This window comes from Sphingomonas sp. ABOLE, assembly GCF_003950455.1.
GTDB classification, from domain to species: domain Bacteria; phylum Pseudomonadota; class Alphaproteobacteria; order Sphingomonadales; family Sphingomonadaceae; genus Sphingomonas; species Sphingomonas trueperi.
This window is the reverse complement of record NZ_QQWY01000002.1, coordinates 159,702-178,654: the sequence shown is the minus strand read 5'-3', so window position 1 is coordinate 178,654 and position 18,953 is coordinate 159,702. Positions and strand designations below refer to the sequence as shown.

Below are 18,953 nucleotides of genomic sequence, written 5' to 3'. Positions count from 1 at the left end.
TTGGTCCCCCTCCCCGTTCCGGGGAGGATCTGGGGATTCCCTTCCGGCCTTCGCCATGCTTCAAGCCCCAGCATGCGTCATCTCGCCCTGCCCGCTCTCCTCGCCCTTCCAACCGCCGTACACGCCCAGCAGGCGGTGCTGTTCGACGGCCACACCACCGCGACCATCGTCCATGACGACGCGACCTCGGCCAAGCTCGCGGGCGAACTGCTCGCCCGCGACATCGGCAAGCGTGCGGGGAAGACGCCCCTCGTAGCAAGCGACCTCGCCGCCTGCGCCAAGCTCTGCATCGTCATCGGGCAAAAGGATTCCGCCTTGGTCCGCGCCGTAGCGGCCGACGCGAAGGTCGATCTCGCCGCGCTGAACGGCCAGTGGGAACGCTATATCCGCGTTCTCGCCCCCTCCAAGCAGCACCCCGGCCGCTCCTACCTGCTGATCGCCGGCTCGGACCCGCGCGGTGCGATCTGGGGCACGGTGGACCTCAGCCGCGCGATCGGAATCTCGGCCTGGGAATGGTGGGCGGACGTCACCCCGCGCCATGCCGACCGGCTGGTGGTCGACGGCCGCCGGCTGCTCTCCGACGCGCCGTCGGTCCAGTATCGCGGCATCTTCCTCAACGACGAGGATTGGGGCCTCCAGCCCTGGGCGGCCAAGACCTATGAGCCCGAGACCGGCGATATCGGCCCCAAGACCTACGCGAGAGTCTTCGAGCTGATGTGGCGGCTCAAGGCGAATCTGATCTGGCCGGCGATGCACGAAAGCACCAAGCCCTTCTACCAGATCCCCGGCAATGCCGAGATGGCCAAGGCCTACGGCATCGTCGTCGGCACCTCGCATGCCGAGCCGATGCTGCGCAACAATGTCCGCGAGTGGGACGAGAAGACCGAGGGGCCGTTCAACTTCTTCACCAACCGCGACCGCATGGTCGACTATTGGCGCCGCCGCGTGGACGACGTGAAGGGCTTCGAGAACGTCTACACGATCGGCCTGCGCGGCAAGCACGACTCCGCACTGGAAGGCGCCAGGAGCCCCGAACAGGCGCTCGCCGCCACCAGCCAGGCGATCGACCTGCAGCGCGGCCTGCTCGCCACCGCGCAGGGCAAGCCGGCCGACCAGGTGCCGCAGGTGCTGACGCTCTACAAGGAGGTGCTGGACGTCTATCGCAGCGGGCTGAAGGTGCCCGAGGACGTGACGCTCGTCTGGCCCGAGGACAATTACGGCTATCTCGGCCAACTGCCCACCGCCGCCGAGCGCGCGCGCAAGGGCGGCTCGGGCCTCTATTACCACATCAGCTATTGGGGGCGGCCGCACGACTATCTGTGGCTGGCGACCACTCATCCAGGGCTGATCCGCGAACAGCTCGACCGCGCATGGCAGACCGGCACCCGGAAATTGTGGGTGGTGAATGTCGGCGACATCAAGCCGGGCGAGGTGCTGACCAGCTATTTCCTCGATATCGCCTTCGACACGAAGCTGCTGGCCAAGCCGGTACGCGCGCAGCTGGCGGATTGGGCGGCCGAGCAGTTCGGGCCGCAGCAAGGTCCGGCGGTGGCCGATGTGCTGATGGAATTTTACGACCTCGCCTGGGAGCGGAAGCCCGAGTTCATGGGCTTCAGCACCGTCGAGCCCGAGACCCCGATCCGCATCGGCGACTATGTCCGTTCCGGCGGCGGCGAGGCAGAGGCGCGGATCGCCCGCTACCAGGCGCTGCTCGCGAAGGCCGAAGCGCTGGCCGCGACCATGCCCGCCGATCGCCGCGACGCCTTCTTCCAGCTGGTCCTCTACCCGGTGCGCGGCGCGGCCAAGCTCAACGAGCGCAACCTCAAGCTCGATCTCGCCGCGCTCTATGCCCGCCAGGGCCGTGCCAGTACCAATGCGCTCGCGGAGCAAGCCCGCGCCGCGCACCAGACCATCGTCGCCGATACCGCCGCCTATAATGCCCAGAATGGCGGCAAGTGGCGCGGCATCATGGACATGGCCCCGCGCCAGCTCGCCGTGTTCGCCGAACCGCCCTATCCCAAGATCGATCTCACGCCCGTCGCACCATGTGGCGCCGATGCCCGCGCGCTCGCCTTCGCCCCCGGCAAGGCGGAGACGCGGTACATGACCGTGTACGGCAAGGGCGCGGTGAGCGACTGGACGGTCGAGGGGCTGGAAGGCGTCGAACTCTCCGCCCGCGCCGGCCGGCTCGATGCCAGCAACGGCTACGAAATGCGCGTCGCGGTCAACTATGACGGCAAGGGCCCGATCGCTGCGGGCAAGATCCGCTGCAACGGCGCGATGGTCTATCTGGAGCCGGTGCTCCAGCCCTTCCCCGCCGGCGACGCCACGCCCGAGGTCAACCACATCATCTCGCTGACCCCGGCCAACCTGAAGCTCGCCGGCACGCCGTGGGAGCGGATCGCCGAGCTAGGCTCGCGCGGCGCGGTATTGCGCAGCAGGCTCGACCTGCTCTCCAGCGACGAGACCGATGCCACCGCCCCGCTGGTCCTGCCCTTCGTGCTGGGCAACAAGGGCGATGCCGAGCTCAGGATCGTCGCGCTGCCGGTCCACGCGCTCACCTCGGCGAACAAGCTGCGCATCGGCGTGCGGGTGGATGGCGGCGCGATCACCGTGCTCGACTATGAGACCCATGGCCGCAGCGACGAGTGGAAGGCCAATGTCCTCTCCAACACCGCGGTGCGCACACTGAGGCTCGGGCTACTGGCCGCGGGCGCGCACAAGATCGAAGTCTTCGCGATGGACCCGGGCTTCCTGCTCGACCGGATCGACGTGCGCCTCGACGGCGCCCCCGACTATTACGGCGCACCGCCGATCCGCTGAGCCGCCAGCTCGGCGGCGGCGACGTCGCGCAGCCGCCGGGCGACCTCCGGGTTGATCCCCAGATCCTCGGCGGCGCGCTCGCGGGGCCCCAAGCTGCGGGGATCGCGGCCGGTGATCGCGCCGAACTCGACCAACGCCTCCAGATAATAGCCCTCGGCGCTGGCGTGATACTGGTCCCAGGTCCACAGGCTGAACTGGCCGAACGCCACACCGTCATAGGGATTGGGATCGGCAAAGCCGTCGCGGATCGCGCGGTTCCAGGCCGTGCCTACCGGCAGCACGCCGTGGATGCCGTAGCCCGGCGCGAGCCCCAGCCGGTTCGCCGCGAGCAGATCCTCCGCCATCCGCGCGATCGGCAGCCCGAACCAGTGACCGGACTGGCGATAGGTCTGGTCGGCGCGCGACCAGGTCGCGACCAGATCGACCTGCGCCGCCGGGTTGCGCGCATGGAACAGCGCCGCCAGTTCGCGCGCCGCCGCGAGATGCCGGGTCGGATCGCCCGGGCGCTCGGCATCCAGCGTGCTGTACCCCTGCAATACCACCACGTCCCAGCGCCGGTCGATCAGCGCGCGGCGGTTGGCGAAATGCCAGGCAAGGTCCTTGCCGGGCGAGGTCTCCAGGCTCACCTGCCAGTCGAGCCCCGCTTCCATCGCGAAGGTGCGGAACAGCGCGGGCACGCCGCCGATCCCCTCGCGATTAAGATCGGTCACCCGATCGGGCCGGTAGCGCATCACCGGCGAATTGGCGCCGAAGGTGAAGCTGTTGCCGACGAACAGGATCGTCTTCGCCGCCGCGGGCAGCGTCCACAGGAGACAGGCGAGCAGGAGGGCGAAGCGGCGAGAAAACGTCTGCATGCCCTCTTCCTTAGCCGGCTGCCCGCCGGTTTCACAATGACTTGGGCAGGAAACGCTGTTCCCTATTCGTTCATCCGACGGTATATCGGCGCCATGGCCGCGCCGCCCATCCGGAAAATCCTGCATATCGACATGGATGCGTTCTACGCCTCGGTCGAGCAGCGCGACGATCCGTCGCTGCGCGGCAAGCCGGTGGCGGTGGGATCGGCGGCGGCGCGCGGCGTGGTCGCGGCGGCGAGCTACGAGGCGCGCACCTTTGGGGTACGCTCGGCCCTGCCCTCGGTCACCGCGCTCAGGCGCTGCCCCGACCTGATCTTCGTGCGGCCCAGGTTCGACGTGTACAAGGCGGTGTCGCAGCAGATCCATGCGATCTTCGCCGACTATACCGACCTGATCCAGCCGCTGTCGCTCGACGAAGCCTATCTCGACGTGACCGAGGACCGCCGCGGGCTCGGCACCGCCTGGGCGACCGCCAAGGAGATCCGCGCGCGCATCCTGGCGGAGACCGGCCTCACCGCCTCGGCCGGCGTTTCCTACAACAAGTTCCTCGCCAAGCTCGCCTCGGACCATCGCAAGCCCAATGGCCAGTTCGCCGTCACCCCGGACATGGGCGCGGCCTGGGTGGAGACGCTGCCCGTCTCGCGCTTCCACGGCGTGGGACCGGTGACCGCGGCCAAGATGCAGCGGCTGGGGATCGAGACGGGCGCGGATCTGCGCGCCAAGTCGCTCGACTTCCTCCAGCAGCATTTCGGCAGCAGCGCCGAATGGTATCACCAGATCGTCCGCGGTATCGACGAGCGGCCGGTAAACCCCAACCGCGAGCGCAAGTCCTCGGGCTCGGAGACCACCTTCAGCCGCGACCTCACCGAGGACGCCGAGATCGAGGCGGCGGTGCTGGGCCAGGCCGACGACGTGTGGGAATGGTGCGAGCGCACCCAGGGGTTCGGCCGCACCGCCACGGTGAAGATCAAGTACGCCGACTTCCAGATCATCACCCGCAGCCGCAGCCACACCGCGCCGATCACCAGCCGCGAGCAGCTCCACGCCGCCAGCATCGCGCTGCTGCGCTCGGTGCTGCCGACGCCCAAGGGCATCAGGCTGGTGGGGGTGACCGTCTCCAACTTCGAACGCGGGCTGGCCGAGCCGTTGCCGCTGTTCGGCCATGCCGACATGGCCTAACCGACGCGATTTCAACACCCTGCACCTTGGTGCGCAAGGAACCCGCTCCGCGGGTCGCGCGCTTTCCCGCCACAAAAAACAGGGGAAGCAGGATGGATCCGAAAGGGCGCGACGCGCGCAGCCCATGGGCAATGCCCTGGGCCGGCTGGAAGTCCGTGCTGTGGCGCAGCTGGAACGAGGCAAGCGACGACAATATTGGGCTGATCGCCGCCGGCGTCGCCTTTTACGGATTCCTCGCGCTGGTGCCGCTGCTCGGCGCGGTGGTGCTGAGCTATGGGCTGATCGCCGATCCGGCTACCGTGCTGCACGATGTCCGCGCGCTTTCCACCATCCTGCCGCGCGACATCGCCGCGGTGGTGGGCGACCAGCTGCTCGGCCTCGTCGACAGCCCGGATAGCCGGAAGGGCTTCGGCATCCTGATCGCGCTCGCCATCGCGCTGTTCGGCGCGCGCAACGGCGCCGGGGCAATCATCGCCGCGCTCAACATCGCCTATGAAGAGAAGGAGAAGCGCAACTTCATCTGGGTGAACCTGACCGCCATCGCGATCACCATCGGCGCCGTGATCGCGGCGGTGCTGGCTGCCGGCGCGATGACCGCGCTCGGTGCACTCGACCGCCTGCTGCCCTTCGCGCCCGACGCGCTGCTCGTGCTCGGCAAGATCATCAGCCATGTGCTGCTGACGCTGGCCGGGGCGGCGGGGGCGGCGGCGCTCTACCGCTTCGGTCCGTCGCGGGCCAAGCCGCGATGGACCTGGATCACCCCGGGATCGCTGCTCGCCGCGCTGCTGTGGCTGGGGCTGACGCTCGGCTTCGGCGCCTATGTCCGCTATGTCGGTCGCTTCGATGCGACCTATGGCTCGCTCGGCGCGATCGTGGCGCTGCTCACCTGGCTGTACCTCTCCTCCTATGTGCTGCTGTTCGGCGCCGAGCTCAATTCGGAGCTGGAACACCAGACCGCGCACGACACCACCACCGGCGCCCCCCAGCCCCTCGGCCAGCGCCGCGCCTGGGTGGCCGACAACGTCGCCGAGTGACGCAGGGCAACGGCTCGTCGCGGCGGAGGTGGCCCTGCCCCGCCCGCTTCCCCTATAGCGGCGCGATGCCTCGCCTCCCCCTGATCCCGCTGCTGCTGGCGCTGCTCTGCGCCGCGCTCCCCGCCCAGGCCCAGCAGAACGCCTTCGACCTGGTCGGGCCGGACCTGAAGCTAACGGTGACGCGCGGGAGCACGACGCTGCCGATCGGCGCGGTGCCCTCGCTCCAGCCGGGCGACAAGGTGACTGCGGAGGCAGCGCTGCCGCCCGACCAGTCGGCGCATTATCTGCTCGTCGTCGCCTTTCTCCGCGGCGCGACCAACCCGCCGCCCAAGGACTGGTTCTTCGTCGCCGAGACCTGGCGCAAGAAGAAGAACAAGCTCGCGCTGACCGTGCCGGAGGGCGCCGAACAGGCGGTGCTGCTGCTCGCGCCGGACACCGGCGGCGGGTTCGGTGCAGTGCGCGACGCCGTTCGAGGCCGCCCCGGCGTGTTCGTGCGCGTGGCGCAGGACCTGTTCCAGGCCTCGCTCGACCGCGCGCGGCTCGATGCGTTCGTCACCGAAATTGCCCGCATCGGCGATACTGCCCCCGAACGCCTCGCCACCGCCGCGCCGGTGCTCGCCAATGCGCTGCGGATCAAGCTCAACGCCGAATGCCTGGCGCGCCCGCGCGGGCTGCAGGCGGCGTGCCTCACCCAGAATCGCGATTCGCTGGTGCTGCAGACCCAGCGCGGCACCACCCTGGCCGAGACGCTGACCGGATCGACCGCCGACCTCGCCTACAGCATCGCCGCGACACCCCAGGCGGGCGGCGGCTATTACAGCTCGTACATCGGGCTGGCGCGCGACGTGGCCAAGCTGTTCGGCGCGTTCCGCAGCCCGCAATATCAGTATCTGCCGGCGCTGGCGCTGGGCCGCGGCGACACGCTGAAGCTGCTGCTCAACGCCGCGCCCTCCTTCCAGAGCCCACGCTCGGTGCTCGCCGCGCCGCTGCCGCCGATCGGGCCCGCGACCCCGCCGATCTGGCAGGCGGGCGGGCCGACGCCGGTGTGCCTCGCCAAGCCCGAGCTGGTGCTGCCGCTGGAGGATGCGCCGCTCCTCTACGCCACCGATTTCGGCCGATCGCTCTCGGTGCGGGTGACCAGCAACGAAGGTGCTGCGCGCGACTTCCCCGTGCTGCCCGATGTCGAGAAGGGCGGCGTGAAGCTGGACGGCACGGTACCGGCGGACCTCGGCACCGTCTCCAACGCGGTGCTGCAGGGCCGCTGGGGGTTCGACCCCTTCACCGGGCCGCGACTGCCGGTGCAGCTCGACAAGATGGGCGCGTGGCGCGCAGTGCCGGACAGCAACGTCGTCGTCGGGCGCGAGCATCCGCTGGTGCTGCGCGGCGGCGCGGCCTTCTGCGTCAGCCAGATCGCGCTCAGCGATGCCGCGGGCACCCGCACCCCGGTGCCGTTCAAGGTCACCGGCCAGGACGAGCTGACCATGACGCTGCCGCTCAAGGGCGCCAAGCCCGGCGCATTCACGCTCAACATCGCCCGCTTCGGCAGCGCCCCGCCGGACACGAGCCCGCTGGTCGCGCGGCTGGAGGCGAGCCGGCTCGATCGCTTCGTGGTGCACGAGGGCGATGCCGAGGGCGTGCTGGAAGGCGCCCGGCTCGACCAGGTCGCGGGGCTCGACTGGCGCGGGCTGCACTTCACCGCCGGGGCCCTGTCGCGCGGTAACGACGGCGACCGGCTGGCGATGACCGCGCCGAGCCCGATCCCCGCCGGCGACGGCGAGGCGGTGGTGCGGCTCCGCGACGGGCGCAGCGTCAAGCTGGCGGTGCGCGCGACCGCGCCGCGCCCCGCGGCGACGCTGCTCAGCCGCGCATCGAGCGGTAAGCCCGCCACCGGCGCGCTGCCTATCACCCTGCCCGACGGCGTGCTGCCCGCCGATGCCGCGATCGATTTCTCGTTCAAGGTCACCCGCGGCTCGCTCGGCGATGGCGGCACGGTCGAGATCGCCGGCGCCGAGGGCCCTAGCGCCCGGCTCGGTTTTCGCGACGGCGCGCTGCAGCGGGTCGGTGCCGAGGTGGTGGTCGCGCATTTCACGCCCCGCGCGCTGCTCGGTGCCGGTATCGCCGGGCCGCTGCGCTACCGGCTGGTACAGGACGGCACGCCCGGCGACTGGCAGCCTTTGGTCACGCTCGCGCGGCTGCCGGTGCTGACCGGGCTGACCTGCCCGGGAGACGGCGCGCCCTGCACGCTTGCCGGCCAGGACCTGTTCGTCGTCGCGGCATTGAGCGATTCGCCCGATTTCGCGCGGCCGACCACGGTGCCGCTCGGCTTCGTCGGCGCCACGATCTCCCTCCCCGCACCGGCAGGGAATACGCTCTATCTGCGCCTGCACGACGCGCCGGACGCGGTGGCACGCGTAGCACTTCCCAAGTGAATCAAAGTATCTTTGGAGCACATTGACGACTCACCTTCGCATCGATCATGTTGGCGCACGTCACGACGTAGATATGTGACAATGTTCGGTAACGACCGTCGAAGGAGGAGGAATCATGATCGCCAAGGCTCTAAAAATGATAGCGCTACCATCGCTGCTCGCCGTAGCGGCATCGATCGGCAGCGCACATGCGCAGACAATCTGCTCGAACCAGACCGGCACCAACAACGGCTTTTTCTATACGTTCTTCCGCGATTCGGGCTCGGGTTGCATGACGCTCGGCAGCGGCGGCAACTACAGCGTCAATTGGAGCCTCGGCGGCAGCGGCAATCTCGTCGTCGGCAAGGGCTGGGCAACGGGATCGATCAACCGCGTCGTCGGCTATAATGCAGGCGTGTTCGTACCCGGCAACAACGGGTATCTGACGCTGTACGGCTGGTCGACCAATCCGCTGGTCGAATATTATGTCGTCGACAATTGGGGCAACTTCACCCCGCCGGGCAATGCGCAGCAGCTCGGCACGGTGAACAGCGACGGCGGCACCTACCGCATCTACCGTACCCAGCGGGTCAACGCGCCGTCGATCATCGGCAACGCCACCTTCTACCAATATTGGAGCGTGCGTACCGCCAAGCGCGCCACCGGCGTCAACAACACAATCACCTTCCGCAACCATGTCAATGCCTGGGCCAATGTCGGCATGAACCTGGGCACAATGAACTATCAGGTCATGGCGACCGAGGGCTTCGGCAGCGTCGGCAATTCCAACGTCACCGTCTGGCAGCAGTGACGGCGCGGGCGGGAGGGTCTGCGCGCCCTCCCGCCCCTGCTACCCGGCGTTACTGCACGCTGGGCAGCACGGCGCGGCAATCCCCGGCGCACTCGCGGCACATCGTCGCGCAGAGCGTGCAATGCTCGTGGTCGTGCCTGGCGCATTCCTCGGCACAAAGTTCGCAGGCGCGAATGCAGGTCTCCAGCATCGTCCGCAGCATCGCGATGTTCTGCCCGGTCCGCCGTGTCGCCAACCGGGCGGTGGCGGCGCAGACATCGGCGCAATCGAGGCAGGTCCGCACGCATTGCCGCATGTCCATTTCCTCGGCGACGCAGGCATCGGCGCAGCTGGTGCACATCAGCGAGCAGAGCATGGCGTGGCGCGCCGCCTTGGCGAGCGCTTCGTTGGCATCGGCCCCCACATCGGGGTGCAGCGCGATCATCTTCTCGAGGGACATGGCATGGCTCCTTGCTGGCCGGCATCGGTCCTCCCCTAACGGACCGAAGCCGCGAGGGTTCAGAAGAAATGCCGTGGAACCAGCCCATTGCGCCGCCCGTTATCGAACGTAACAGGAACAACCCGCGAGGCGATCATGGCTGAAACGCTGCACAACCCGAAGCTCGACGAGCATCCCGGCTCGAACACCGAAAAGGACCCCGACGACTGGGTCTCGGGCGACGATCCGATGACCGGCGCCCAGGCCTCCTACCTCACCACCCTGCTCGAGGAAGCGGGCGAGCCGCCGATCGAGGGCGATCTCAACAAGGCCGAGGCCTCGAAGCGGATCGATGCGCTGAAGGAACAGCTCGGCCGCTGAGCGGCGTCGGCTCAGCCCGCCTTGGCGAGCGTGTCGAACGCCTTCAGGCGGGTGAGCAGGCCGCGCAGCTGGTCGAGCGGCACCATGTTGGGGCCGTCGCTGGGGGCGGTATCGGGCGCCTGGTGCGTCTCGATGAACACCGCCGCGACGCCCACCGCCACCGCGGCGCGCGCGAGCACCGGCACGAATTCGCGCTGCCCGCCCGAGCTGGTGCCCTGCCCGCCCGGCTGCTGCACCGAATGGGTGGCGTCGAACATCACCGGATAGCCGGTTTCCGCCAGGATCGGCAGCGCGCGCATGTCGCTGACCAGCGTGTTGTAGCCGAAGCTGGCGCCGCGCTCGCACAGGATGATCTTCTCGTTGCCCGTGGACGCCAGCTTGTTGGCGACATTCTTCATGTCCCAGGGCGCGAGAAACTGGCCCTTCTTGACGTTCACCGCGCGACCGGTCCGGGCAGCGGCGATCAGCAGGTCGGTCTGGCGGCAGAGGAAGGCCGGGATCTGCAGCACGTCGACCACCTCGGCCACCGGCGCGCACTGGCCGGCATCGTGCACGTCGGTCAGCACCGGGCAGCCGAACGCGGCCTTCAGCTCGGCGAACACCTTGAGCGCCGCGTCCATGCCGATGCCGCGCGGTGCGTCGATCGAGGTGCGGTTCCCCTTGTCGAACGAGCTCTTGTAGAGGAAGCCGATGCCGAGATCGGCGCACAGCGTCGTCAGTGCCTCGGCCATGAAGAAGGCATGGTCGCGGCTCTCCATCGCGCACGGCCCGGCGACCAGCACGAACGGCTTGTCGTTGGCAATCTCCAGGGCACCGACCTTGACCGTCTTCATGCGAAAATCCTTCAGAACGCGCCGCAATCGGCGAGAATGGCATCCACGTCGCGGCCGCGCGCGGCCTGCATGCGAATGGTGGCTTCGTTGGACAGCACGTCCCACGCCGCCGCTTCGATCTCGGGCCACAATGCCCGCGGCACCGCGACGATGCCGTCCTGGTCGGCGAAGATCACGTCGCCATTGGCGATGCGCACCTCGCCCATGGTGATCGGACGGTTCATCGCCTTGACCGTGCCCTCGTACTTGATGTCGTCGCAGGTCTGGCTGCGGGCATAGACCGGCAGGCCCAGCGCGCGCACGTCCGCCGTGTCGCGCGTCGCGCCGTCGATCACCGCGCCGACCGCGCCCGACCGGATCGCGAGATTGGCGTTGAGGTCGCCGAAATAGGCGAAGTCGGGCAGCTCGGTCGCGACCATGATCACGTCGCCGGGCCGCACGAAGCGATAGGATTGCAACGCGCCATAGATGCCGTTCCATGCGCCGCCGGGTTCGCGATCGGGCCGGTCGGGCAGCGCGGCGAGCTCGAGCGTCTTGGCGCGGCCGAGGAACTTGCCCCCCGTGGTCGGGCGCAGCGCCTTGGGCAGCACCACCCGGTGGCCGCGCTCCTTGAGGATATCCGACAGCACCGGGGAGGAGAGATGCGGCAGCATCGCGCGGAAGCGGGTGACCTCGGCCTGGCGGAAGCCGGCGGCAACCGTCTCGGCGATCAGCAGGTCGTGGTGATGGTTGATGTCGATCTGCTCGATGGGATCGAGATCGAACAGGATCGGCCGCGTGCCGAAGCGGCGCGTCGCCGGGCCCTCGCCGGTGCGGCGGACGATGTAGAGGCTCATCGCCTCGACGATCGTCTCCGGCAGTTCGACGCTGTTCGGGATGCGGCCGGTGCCATAGGCGGGCAGCTGCCCGTCCCAGCAATATTGCTTGGCGCGGGTGACCGCGACGAGGCTGTCCGCCTCCGGATCGGCGAGCAGCCGTTCGATCGCCCGGCCGATCGTGTCGGCGGTGACGAAGGGCGCGGTACAGAGCAGCTGGACCCAGATATCGGCATCGGGGCGCTGCGCACATTCCCAGGCGAACATGCCGTGCCCGTCGGTGGCGTTGGTCGCCAGTTCGCTCGGGCGCTGGAGCCAGGTGACCGGCAGATCGCTCGCCAGCGCGGCCATCGCCGCGCTCTCGGTATCGAGGCAGACTTCGCTGATTGCCGGGCAGTCGAGCGCCTGGAGCAGCTTGCGGCGGAACAGATGCTCGCCGTCGAGGATCCGGGTATTCTTGTCCGACACGCGCTCGCTGCTGCCCTTGGCGGGAACGAAGGCAACGATCTTCAGGGGCTTAGCCATTCAACATGTCCTTGGCATGCAGCATGCCGTGCAAAAGCCCCGCACCGTCGACCACGGGCAGGACCGAATAGCCGCCTTCGCGCTCGCGCAGCAGCAGCAGCGCGTCGCCGAGCGTGGCAGCCACGTCGATCACGCGCGGTCGCGGCTGCATCAGCGCGCTGGCGGGGGTGTCGTAGACGTCGCGGCGGGACTGGAAGTGCCGGCGGATGTCGCCGTCGACGACCAGGCCGAGCAGCCTGCCGTCCTCGCCCACCACGCAGGCGGCGCCCATCCGCCCGCGCGACATGGCGGCGAGCAGGTCGGCGACTGGCGCATGGGGGCCCACCACCGGCAGCTCGTCGCCCGTGCGCATCAGCGTGCGCAGCGGCAGCGACTGGCGGCCGAGCAGCCCGGCGGGATGGTGGCGGAGGAAATCGGCGCGGGTGAAGCCCAGGCTGCGGCTGACCGCCACCGCCAGCGCGTCGCCGATCGCGAGCTGGAGCGTCGTGCTCGACGTGGGTGCCATACCGATATGATCGGCCTCGCACGCGACGCAGGCGGGAATCAGGATGTCGACCGCGCGGCCGAGCGGCGAATCGGGGCGGCCGACCACGCCGATCAGCACGCAGGCGCGGCCCTTCAGCACGGGCAGGATGCGCAGGATCTCGTCGGTGGTGCCGCTGTTCGAGAAGAGCAGCACGACGTCGCCGTCCTGCACCGCGCCCAGGTCGCCGTGCGCCGCTTCCGCGGCGTTGAGCGCATAGGCCGGGGTGCCGAGGCTGGAGAAGGTGGCCGCGACCTTGGCGGCGATCAGCCCCGACTTGCCCATGCCCAGGCAGGTGAGCGGGCTCGCCCGCCCCGCGATCACCGCCACGGCATCGGCGAGCGCGGGCGGCAAGGCGGCCTCGAAGGCTTCGAGCGCACGGCGTTCGCCCGCGATCACCTCGCCTGCCCAGGCGAGCGCGGGGACCGGGGTCGACTCTGCGGCCTGCACGATCGCTGCATGCTTCATGCGACGGTCTCCAGCGCCGCATAGCGCTGGAGCCGCGCTACGCCGGCTTCCCAGCGCGCCGGATCGACCGGGTTCAGCGCGCGCTCGATCACCATCGCCCCGGTGAGCAGCGGATCGGTCGGGTAAAAGGCCTCGTTGGCGTTGTGATAGGCGAACCAGCGGCGGACGGCGTCCATGTCCGGCCGCTGCGCCTTGCCCGCGCGCACTGCGGCGAAATAGGCGGCCAGATCTGTCTCGGCGTGCAGCCAGGCTGCGCTGGGGAAGCGCGACTGGCGGAACATCGGCACGCCGAAGGCAGCAGCGACGGCGAAGCTCTTCGAATCGTTCAGCAGCACGCCGTCGCCGTGGCGGAGCAGCGCCGTGGTCGCCGAGACGCCGAACACCGGCTGATCGGCGAGGATCGGTCCGCCGAGATCGAAGATGAAGTCGTACAGCGCGTCGCGATCGACGTGCAGCGTGTTGAGCGGATGATCGGTGACGGCCAGCGTCACCCCCGCCGCCTCGGCCGCGGCCGCCGCCTGCGCGACCAGCGCCTGGTTGCTGAGCCGGTCGGGCCGGTGCTGCAGGAAGAAATTCTCCGCATGCTCATATTCGAGCGGGAGCACGACCACCGGCCGATCGCCGGGAATGCCGATCGCGCGATAGACCGAATCGCGATCGCGCGCGGCGGCCTGCCAATGCGCCTCCATGTCCGGCCAGAACGGCGCGATCAGCGCGTCGAGCCGGGCGGCATCCGCCTCCGAGAGCACGGGCATCGCGCCGTTGACGAAGGGCTCTTCGGTGAAATGGACGGTGTTCGCCGGCGACACCGGCTGGAACGGCGTGGTCACCGCCTCCATGATGTAGCGGACCTGGCCCGGGAAATGGCGCGGCGTCTCGAAATCGGCGCTGCGGCACAGCGTAAGGTCGGGCGCGAGGCCGCGGACATAGTCGATCAGCCCCTGCGGGTCGCTCGGTACCGTGCGCAGGCTGGGATGCCCGGCATCGTCGACGATCGCCCAGCGGACGTTCGCCAGATCGGCGACACGCTCGAGCTCCGGGGCACCGAGCCCGGTGTTGCACCAGGGGGCGGGCGCGAGCACGTGCACCTCGGCCACATCGGCAACGCGGCGGATCAGGGGCTCGATCACCTGCTCGAACCACCAGGGCGTCACCACCGGAAGGTAGAAGAGGACCCTCATGCCGCACTGCCTTGGCGGCGCGTCGCCGGCTGCGCTGCGCGTCGAGGATGGATGATGCCCGCCAATGCCTGCTCCGTCACGAACCGGGGGCCAACCGCCCCTTTGTGTCTCTTATAGGAACAGCCGTACCCCGGCCGGGCGCGACGCTAGGAAAAACTTGCCTAGTGCGCGACGGCGCCGGAACCGCGGTGCCGCGCACCGGTTGGGCGGACATCTCCCCTCGATCCGATTTCGGAGCGCGCCCATGGCCGACCAGCAACGATCCTCGCGCTCGCTCACCATCCTTGCCGTGATCGTGGCGCTGATCGGGCTGGCGATCGGCGGCGGCGGGCTATGGCTCGCGCTGCTCGGGGGATCGATCTACTATCTGCTCGCCGGGCTGGCGCTGCTCGCCACCGCCTGGCTGCTGCACCGGCGGCGCGCGGCGGCGCTGACGCTCTATGCAGCGCTGCTGGTCGCGACGATGGTGTGGGCGGTGGCCGAGGCCGGGTGGGACTTCTGGGCGCTCGCCCCGCGCGGCGACATCCTGGTGCCGCTCGGCATCGTGCTGGCGTTGCCCTTCGTGACGCGACGCCTGGGCTCGCCGCGCTGGCCGGGCCGCGCCTGGCCCTTGGTCGGCAGCCTCGGCATCGCAGCCCTCGTGCTGCTCGCCACCGCCTTCACCAACCCGCACGACCTTTCCGGCGCACTGCCCGGTGCCCGTGGCATCGCGCCCGCCAGCGTGCTGGGCGGTACGCCCAAGGAGGACTGGAACGCCTATGGCCGCTCGTGGCGCGGCGATCGCTGGTCGCCGATCGACCAGATCACCCCCGGAAACGTCGCCAGGCTGGAGAAGGCCTGGGAATTCCACACCGGCGATCTCAAGACCGGCGCCGATCCGGACGAATTCACCTATGAGGTAACGCCGATCAAGGTCGGCAACCTCGTCTATCTCTGTTCGCCGCACAACATCGTCTTCGCGCTCGATGCGGAGAGCGGCAAGCAGGTGTGGCGCTACGATCCACAGATCCGCGCCTCGCAGGAGATGCAGCACCTCACCTGCCGCGGCGTGTCGTACCACAGCAACGGCGCCGCGCCCGGAACCGGCGGCATATGCGATAACCGGCTGATCATGGGCACCAACGACGCTCGGCTGATCGCGCTCGACGCGGCGAGCGGCCGCCCCTGCCCCGGCTTCGGCACGGGTGGCCAGGTCGATGTCTGGCCCGGCCTGCCCGGCCAGCAGCGCGGCTGGTGGCAGATCACCTCGCCGCCGGTGATCATCGGCAACCTCGCGGTGTTCGGCGGCGCGGTCTACGACAACAAGACGACCTTCATGCCCTCGGGCGTGGTGCGCGCGTACGACGTGAACACCGGCCGTGCGGTATGGGCGTTCGATCCGGCCAACCCGAACGACACCGCGCCAAAGGAACCGGGCACCGGCCGCTACCTCCCCTCCAGCCCGAACAGCTGGACGATCGCCGCCGCCGATCCGGCGCTGGGCCTGGTCTACATCCCCACCGGCATGGCCGCGATCGACCAATGGGGCGGCCGCCGCACGCCGGAGACCGAGCGCTTCGCCACCTCGGTGATCGCGCTCGAGGCGGCGACCGGCAAGGTGCGCTGGACCTTCCAGACCGTCCACCACGACCTGTGGGACATGGACGTGCCCGCCCAGCCCGCGCTGGTCGACCTCAACCTGCCGGGCCGCGGCCGGGTGCCCGCGCTGATCCAGTCGACCAAGACCGGCAACATCTTCGTGCTCGACCGCCGCACCGGCCAGCCGGTGGTGCCGGTGCGCGAGGTCCCGGTGCCGCAGAGCGCCGCGCCCGGCGACCGTACCGCCCCCACCCAGCCCGAGTCCGCGCTCAGCCTGATGTCGAAGAAGCGCGTCACCGATGCGGATATGTGGGGCGCGACGATGTTCGACCAGCTCGCCTGCCGCATCAAGTTCAAGCGGCTGCGCTACGAGGGCCCCTACACCCCGCCCTCGCAGCAGGGCACGCTGGTCTTCCCCGGCAATTTCGGCGTGATGGACTGGGGCGGCATGGCGATCGATCCCGTCCGCATGGTCGCCTTCGCGCACCCGAACTACATGGCGTTCGTCGACCGGCTGGTCCCGCGCAAGGAATCGGACGCGGCGCCGCGCGGGCAGCGCGGACCCGCCGGCGGCTCGGACTTCAGCGGCTCCGACATCAAGGGGTTCAACCCCAATACCGGCGCGCCGTTCGCAGTGGCGCTCAACCCGTTCCTCTCCGCGCTCGGCCTGCCCTGCCAGGCGCCGCCCTGGGGCTATGTCGCCGGCATCGATCTGGTGAGCGGCAAGACCGTGTGGCAGCACCGCAACGGCACCTCGCGCGACCAGACCCCGGTCCCGCTGCCGTTCAAGCTGGGCGTGCCCTCGCTGGGCGGGCCGATGCTGACCGCGGGCGGCGTGGCGTTCATGGGCTCGGCGCTCGATTATTATCTGCGCGCCTATGACGTGACGACCGGCAAGGTGCTGTGGCGCGGCCGGCTGCCGGCCGGCGGCCAGGCGACGCCGATGAGCTATTGGTCTGCGAAGAGCGGCCGCCAGTTCGTTGTCATCGCAGCCGGCGGCCATGGTTCGCTGGGCACCAAGCGGGGCGATTCGATCGTCGCCTATGCCCTGCCCAAGGGGGCGCAATAAGGATCCCGGATCGTTGCTCGTTATATGTTGATCCAGGATATAGGTTTGACTTTCCCCTTGAAATACATGCCTGATCCGAAACGGGCATGATCGGCCCGGAGAACGGGGACGGGTCACTTTGCGACGCTCGCTGATCCTGATGGGTCTTACCGGTCTGCTGCCGATCGTCGTCCTCGGCTCGGCCTATGGCGCAGTCACCCTGCGCGAGCAGCGCGCCGCGCTCGATCGCCAGGCGGCGCTCGCCAGCCGATCGACCGCGCGGCTCGTCGGCCGCGAGATCGCCGCGACGGTGGACGCGGTGAAGATGATCAGCCGCTCGCCGACGCTCGACGGCGGCATCGATCGCCCCCGCTTCGCCGAGCTCGCGCGCCGGCTGCTGACGGACCATCCTGGTTGGGCGACGCTGAGCGTTGCCGATTCCGAGGGCAACCGCCTGCTCGACCTGCCCGCGCCGATCGGCGGCAAGCTGGGCAAGGTGATCGATCCGGTCAGCCTCGCCCGCGCGGTGCGCACCCGCCAGCCGCAGGTCGGCCATGTCATCCGGGGTCCCCGCCTGACTGCGTTCGCGGTGCGCGCCCCCGTGCTGAACCATGGCGCGGCGCCCTATGTCGTCTCCGCCATCGTGCCGATCACCGCCATGCAGCACCTGCTGTTCGCCGAGGAGATTCCCCCCGGCTGGCGGCTGCGGATCTTCGACAAGCGCGGCGCGGTGATCGCCCAGTCCGGCGCGAGCGGAACGGAAGCGATGCAGTCCGCCGTGGCGCCGGTGCCCGAATCCGGCTGGCAGGTGGAAGTGGCGGTGCCGCGGGGCAGCTTCGCCGCGCTCACTCGCCAGGCGCGGATCGTGCTGATCGGCGGGAGCATCGTCGCGCTGGCGCTGTTCGCGGCACTGGCCTTCGCCCTCACGCGCGAACTCCGCCGCTTCCGCCAGCGCCAGGCCGCGACGCTGCAGGCGCAGCGGCTGGAAGCGCTTGGGCGGCTGACCGGCGGCGTCGCGCATGATCTCAACAACCTGCTGACCCCCATCCTGGGCGGGCTGGACCTGCTGCGCGCGCGGATCGGCGAGGATGCCAAGGCACGCCGCTATATCGACAGCGCGACGAGCAGCGCCGAGCGTGCCCGCGCCCTGGTCGCGCGGCTGCTCGCCTATGCCAAGCGCCAGGCGCTGACGCCCGAGGCGATCGACGTCGTCGCGCTGCTCGCCGACCTGCACGAGCTGCTCCAGCGCTCGGTGGGGCCGACGATCATCTGCACGATCCGCAGCGCGCCCGACCTTCCCCCCGTCCGCGCCGATCGCAACCAGCTGGAGCTGGCGGTGCTCAACCTGGTGATCAACGCGCGCGATGCGATCAAGACCGATGGCCGCGTCAGCGGCACGATCATCGTCGAGACCCGCCTGCCCCGCCGCGACGAGGTACGCGGCCTCGCCCGCGGCGACTATCTGGCGCTGGTCGTGCACGATGACGGCTGCGGCATGGACGCGGCCACGCTGCGCCGCGCGCTGGAGCCCTTCTTCACCACCAAGGCAGGCGACCGTGGCACCGGGCTGGGTCTGTCGATGGTCCATGGCTTTGCCGAGCAATCGGCCGGGCGACTGCTGCTGGAAAGCGCGCCGGGCCAGGGCACCAGCGCAACCCTGATCCTGCCCGCGACCGACTCCCCCGCCCCCGCGCTCGACACGCTGCGCGAGCGGCCGACTCGCACCGCCGAGATCCTGCTGGTCGACGACGATCCCGCCGTCCGCGAAGCGGCGGCCGAAGTGCTCCGCGCGCACGGCCACGTTGTTGCCGAGGCGGAATCGCTGAGCCAGGGCATGGCGGCCCTTTCCGGCGCGCCCCAGACCGCGCTGGTCATCACCGACTACATGATGCCGGGCGGCACCGGCGGCGAGTTCATCACCCGTGCCCGCGACGCCGGGCTGCCCCAGCCCTTCCTGCTGCTGACCGGCTATACCGACGCGGCGGAGGATCTGCCGGGCGACGTGCCCCAGCTGCGCAAGCCCTTCCGCGAGCGCGAGCTGCTCGACGCGGTGGACGCGCTGCTCGGCTGAGCG

14 protein-coding genes are annotated in these 18,953 nt (G+C 69.6%); 8 read left to right on the top strand and 6 right to left on the bottom strand.

The annotated features are described in order from the left end of the window. Positions 1 to 72 precede the first annotated feature (72 nt). Positions 73 to 2,823 (top strand): glycosyl hydrolase 115 family protein, encoded by a 2,751-nt coding sequence (locus CA234_RS02190; RefSeq protein ID WP_126000754.1) that lies wholly within the window; start codon positions 73 to 75, stop codon positions 2,821 to 2,823. Here the strand turns inward: CA234_RS02190 and CA234_RS02185 are convergent. Next, positions 2,799 to 3,677, bottom strand: coding sequence for a PEP-CTERM sorting domain-containing protein (locus CA234_RS02185; RefSeq protein ID WP_126000753.1), 879 nt, complete (start codon positions 3,675 to 3,677; stop codon positions 2,799 to 2,801). The two genes, CA234_RS02190 and CA234_RS02185, sit on opposite strands and share 25 nt — an antisense overlap. Before the next feature lie 93 nt (positions 3,678 to 3,770). On the opposite strand from CA234_RS02185, the gene dinB reads away from it, so the two are divergent. The 4 genes from dinB to CA234_RS02165 all read left to right on the top strand — a co-directional run bounded on the left by dinB (position 3,771) and on the right by CA234_RS02165 (position 9,109). Further along, complete coding sequence (gene dinB / locus CA234_RS02180; protein ID WP_126000752.1) at positions 3,771 to 4,856, top strand: DNA polymerase IV; 1,086 nt, start codon at positions 3,771 to 3,773, stop codon at positions 4,854 to 4,856. 92 nt (positions 4,857 to 4,948) lie between these two features. Further along, positions 4,949 to 5,890, top strand: coding sequence for a YihY/virulence factor BrkB family protein (locus CA234_RS02175; RefSeq protein ID WP_126000751.1), 942 nt, complete (start codon positions 4,949 to 4,951; stop codon positions 5,888 to 5,890). A gap of 65 nt (positions 5,891 to 5,955) precedes the next feature. Then, entirely contained in the window at positions 5,956 to 8,319 is a 2,364-nt protein-coding gene (locus CA234_RS02170) for a hypothetical protein (RefSeq protein WP_126000750.1), read from the top strand. A 115-nt stretch (positions 8,320 to 8,434) separates the two neighbouring features. Next, the gene (locus CA234_RS02165) at positions 8,435 to 9,109 is read left to right on the top strand and encodes a glycoside hydrolase family 11 protein (RefSeq protein WP_277600086.1); all 675 of its coding nucleotides are present in this window, start codon (positions 8,435 to 8,437) and stop codon (positions 9,107 to 9,109) included. A 49-nt stretch (positions 9,110 to 9,158) separates the two neighbouring features. Here the strand turns inward: CA234_RS02165 and CA234_RS02160 are convergent, their stop codons facing one another. After that, positions 9,159 to 9,548: a four-helix bundle copper-binding protein gene (locus CA234_RS02160; protein WP_125973154.1), complete on the bottom strand. Its 390-nt coding sequence runs from the start codon at positions 9,546 to 9,548 to the stop codon at positions 9,159 to 9,161. Between the two features lie 135 nt (positions 9,549 to 9,683). On the opposite strand from CA234_RS02160, the gene CA234_RS02155 reads away from it, so the two are divergent. Continuing rightward, entirely contained in the window at positions 9,684 to 9,908 is a 225-nt protein-coding gene (locus tag CA234_RS02155; RefSeq protein ID WP_093296318.1) for a DUF3072 domain-containing protein, read from the top strand. A gap of 11 nt (positions 9,909 to 9,919) precedes the next feature. Here CA234_RS02155 and kdsA read toward each other — a convergent pair whose 3' ends face one another. From kdsA to CA234_RS02135, 4 genes are read right to left on the bottom strand one after another with little or no spacing between them, the layout of a single operon-like run. Continuing rightward, a complete protein-coding gene (gene kdsA, locus CA234_RS02150) occupies positions 9,920 to 10,741 on the bottom strand; it encodes a 3-deoxy-8-phosphooctulonate synthase (protein ID WP_125973152.1) in 822 nt (273 codons plus the stop codon). Between the two features lie 11 nt (positions 10,742 to 10,752). Beyond that, entirely contained in the window at positions 10,753 to 12,081 is a 1,329-nt protein-coding gene (locus tag CA234_RS02145) for a hypothetical protein (RefSeq protein ID WP_125973150.1), read from the bottom strand. Continuing rightward, positions 12,074 to 13,072 (bottom strand): KpsF/GutQ family sugar-phosphate isomerase, encoded by a 999-nt coding sequence (locus CA234_RS02140; protein ID WP_125973148.1) that lies wholly within the window; start codon positions 13,070 to 13,072, stop codon positions 12,074 to 12,076. Before CA234_RS02140 ends, CA234_RS02145 begins: the two co-directional genes overlap by 8 nt. Further along, positions 13,069 to 14,253 (bottom strand): hypothetical protein, encoded by a 1,185-nt coding sequence (locus CA234_RS02135; RefSeq protein ID WP_125973146.1) that lies wholly within the window; start codon positions 14,251 to 14,253, stop codon positions 13,069 to 13,071. Before CA234_RS02135 ends, CA234_RS02140 begins: the two co-directional genes overlap by 4 nt. Before the next feature lie 244 nt (positions 14,254 to 14,497). Between CA234_RS02135 and CA234_RS02130 the strand changes: the two genes are divergently transcribed. Next, the gene (locus CA234_RS02130; protein ID WP_126000749.1) at positions 14,498 to 16,900 is read left to right on the top strand and encodes a membrane-bound PQQ-dependent dehydrogenase, glucose/quinate/shikimate family; all 2,403 of its coding nucleotides are present in this window, start codon (positions 14,498 to 14,500) and stop codon (positions 16,898 to 16,900) included. Between the two features lie 139 nt (positions 16,901 to 17,039). Then, entirely contained in the window at positions 17,040 to 18,950 is a 1,911-nt protein-coding gene (locus CA234_RS02125) for an ATP-binding protein (RefSeq protein WP_241213169.1), read from the top strand. The last annotated feature ends 3 nt before the right edge of the window (positions 18,951 to 18,953 follow it).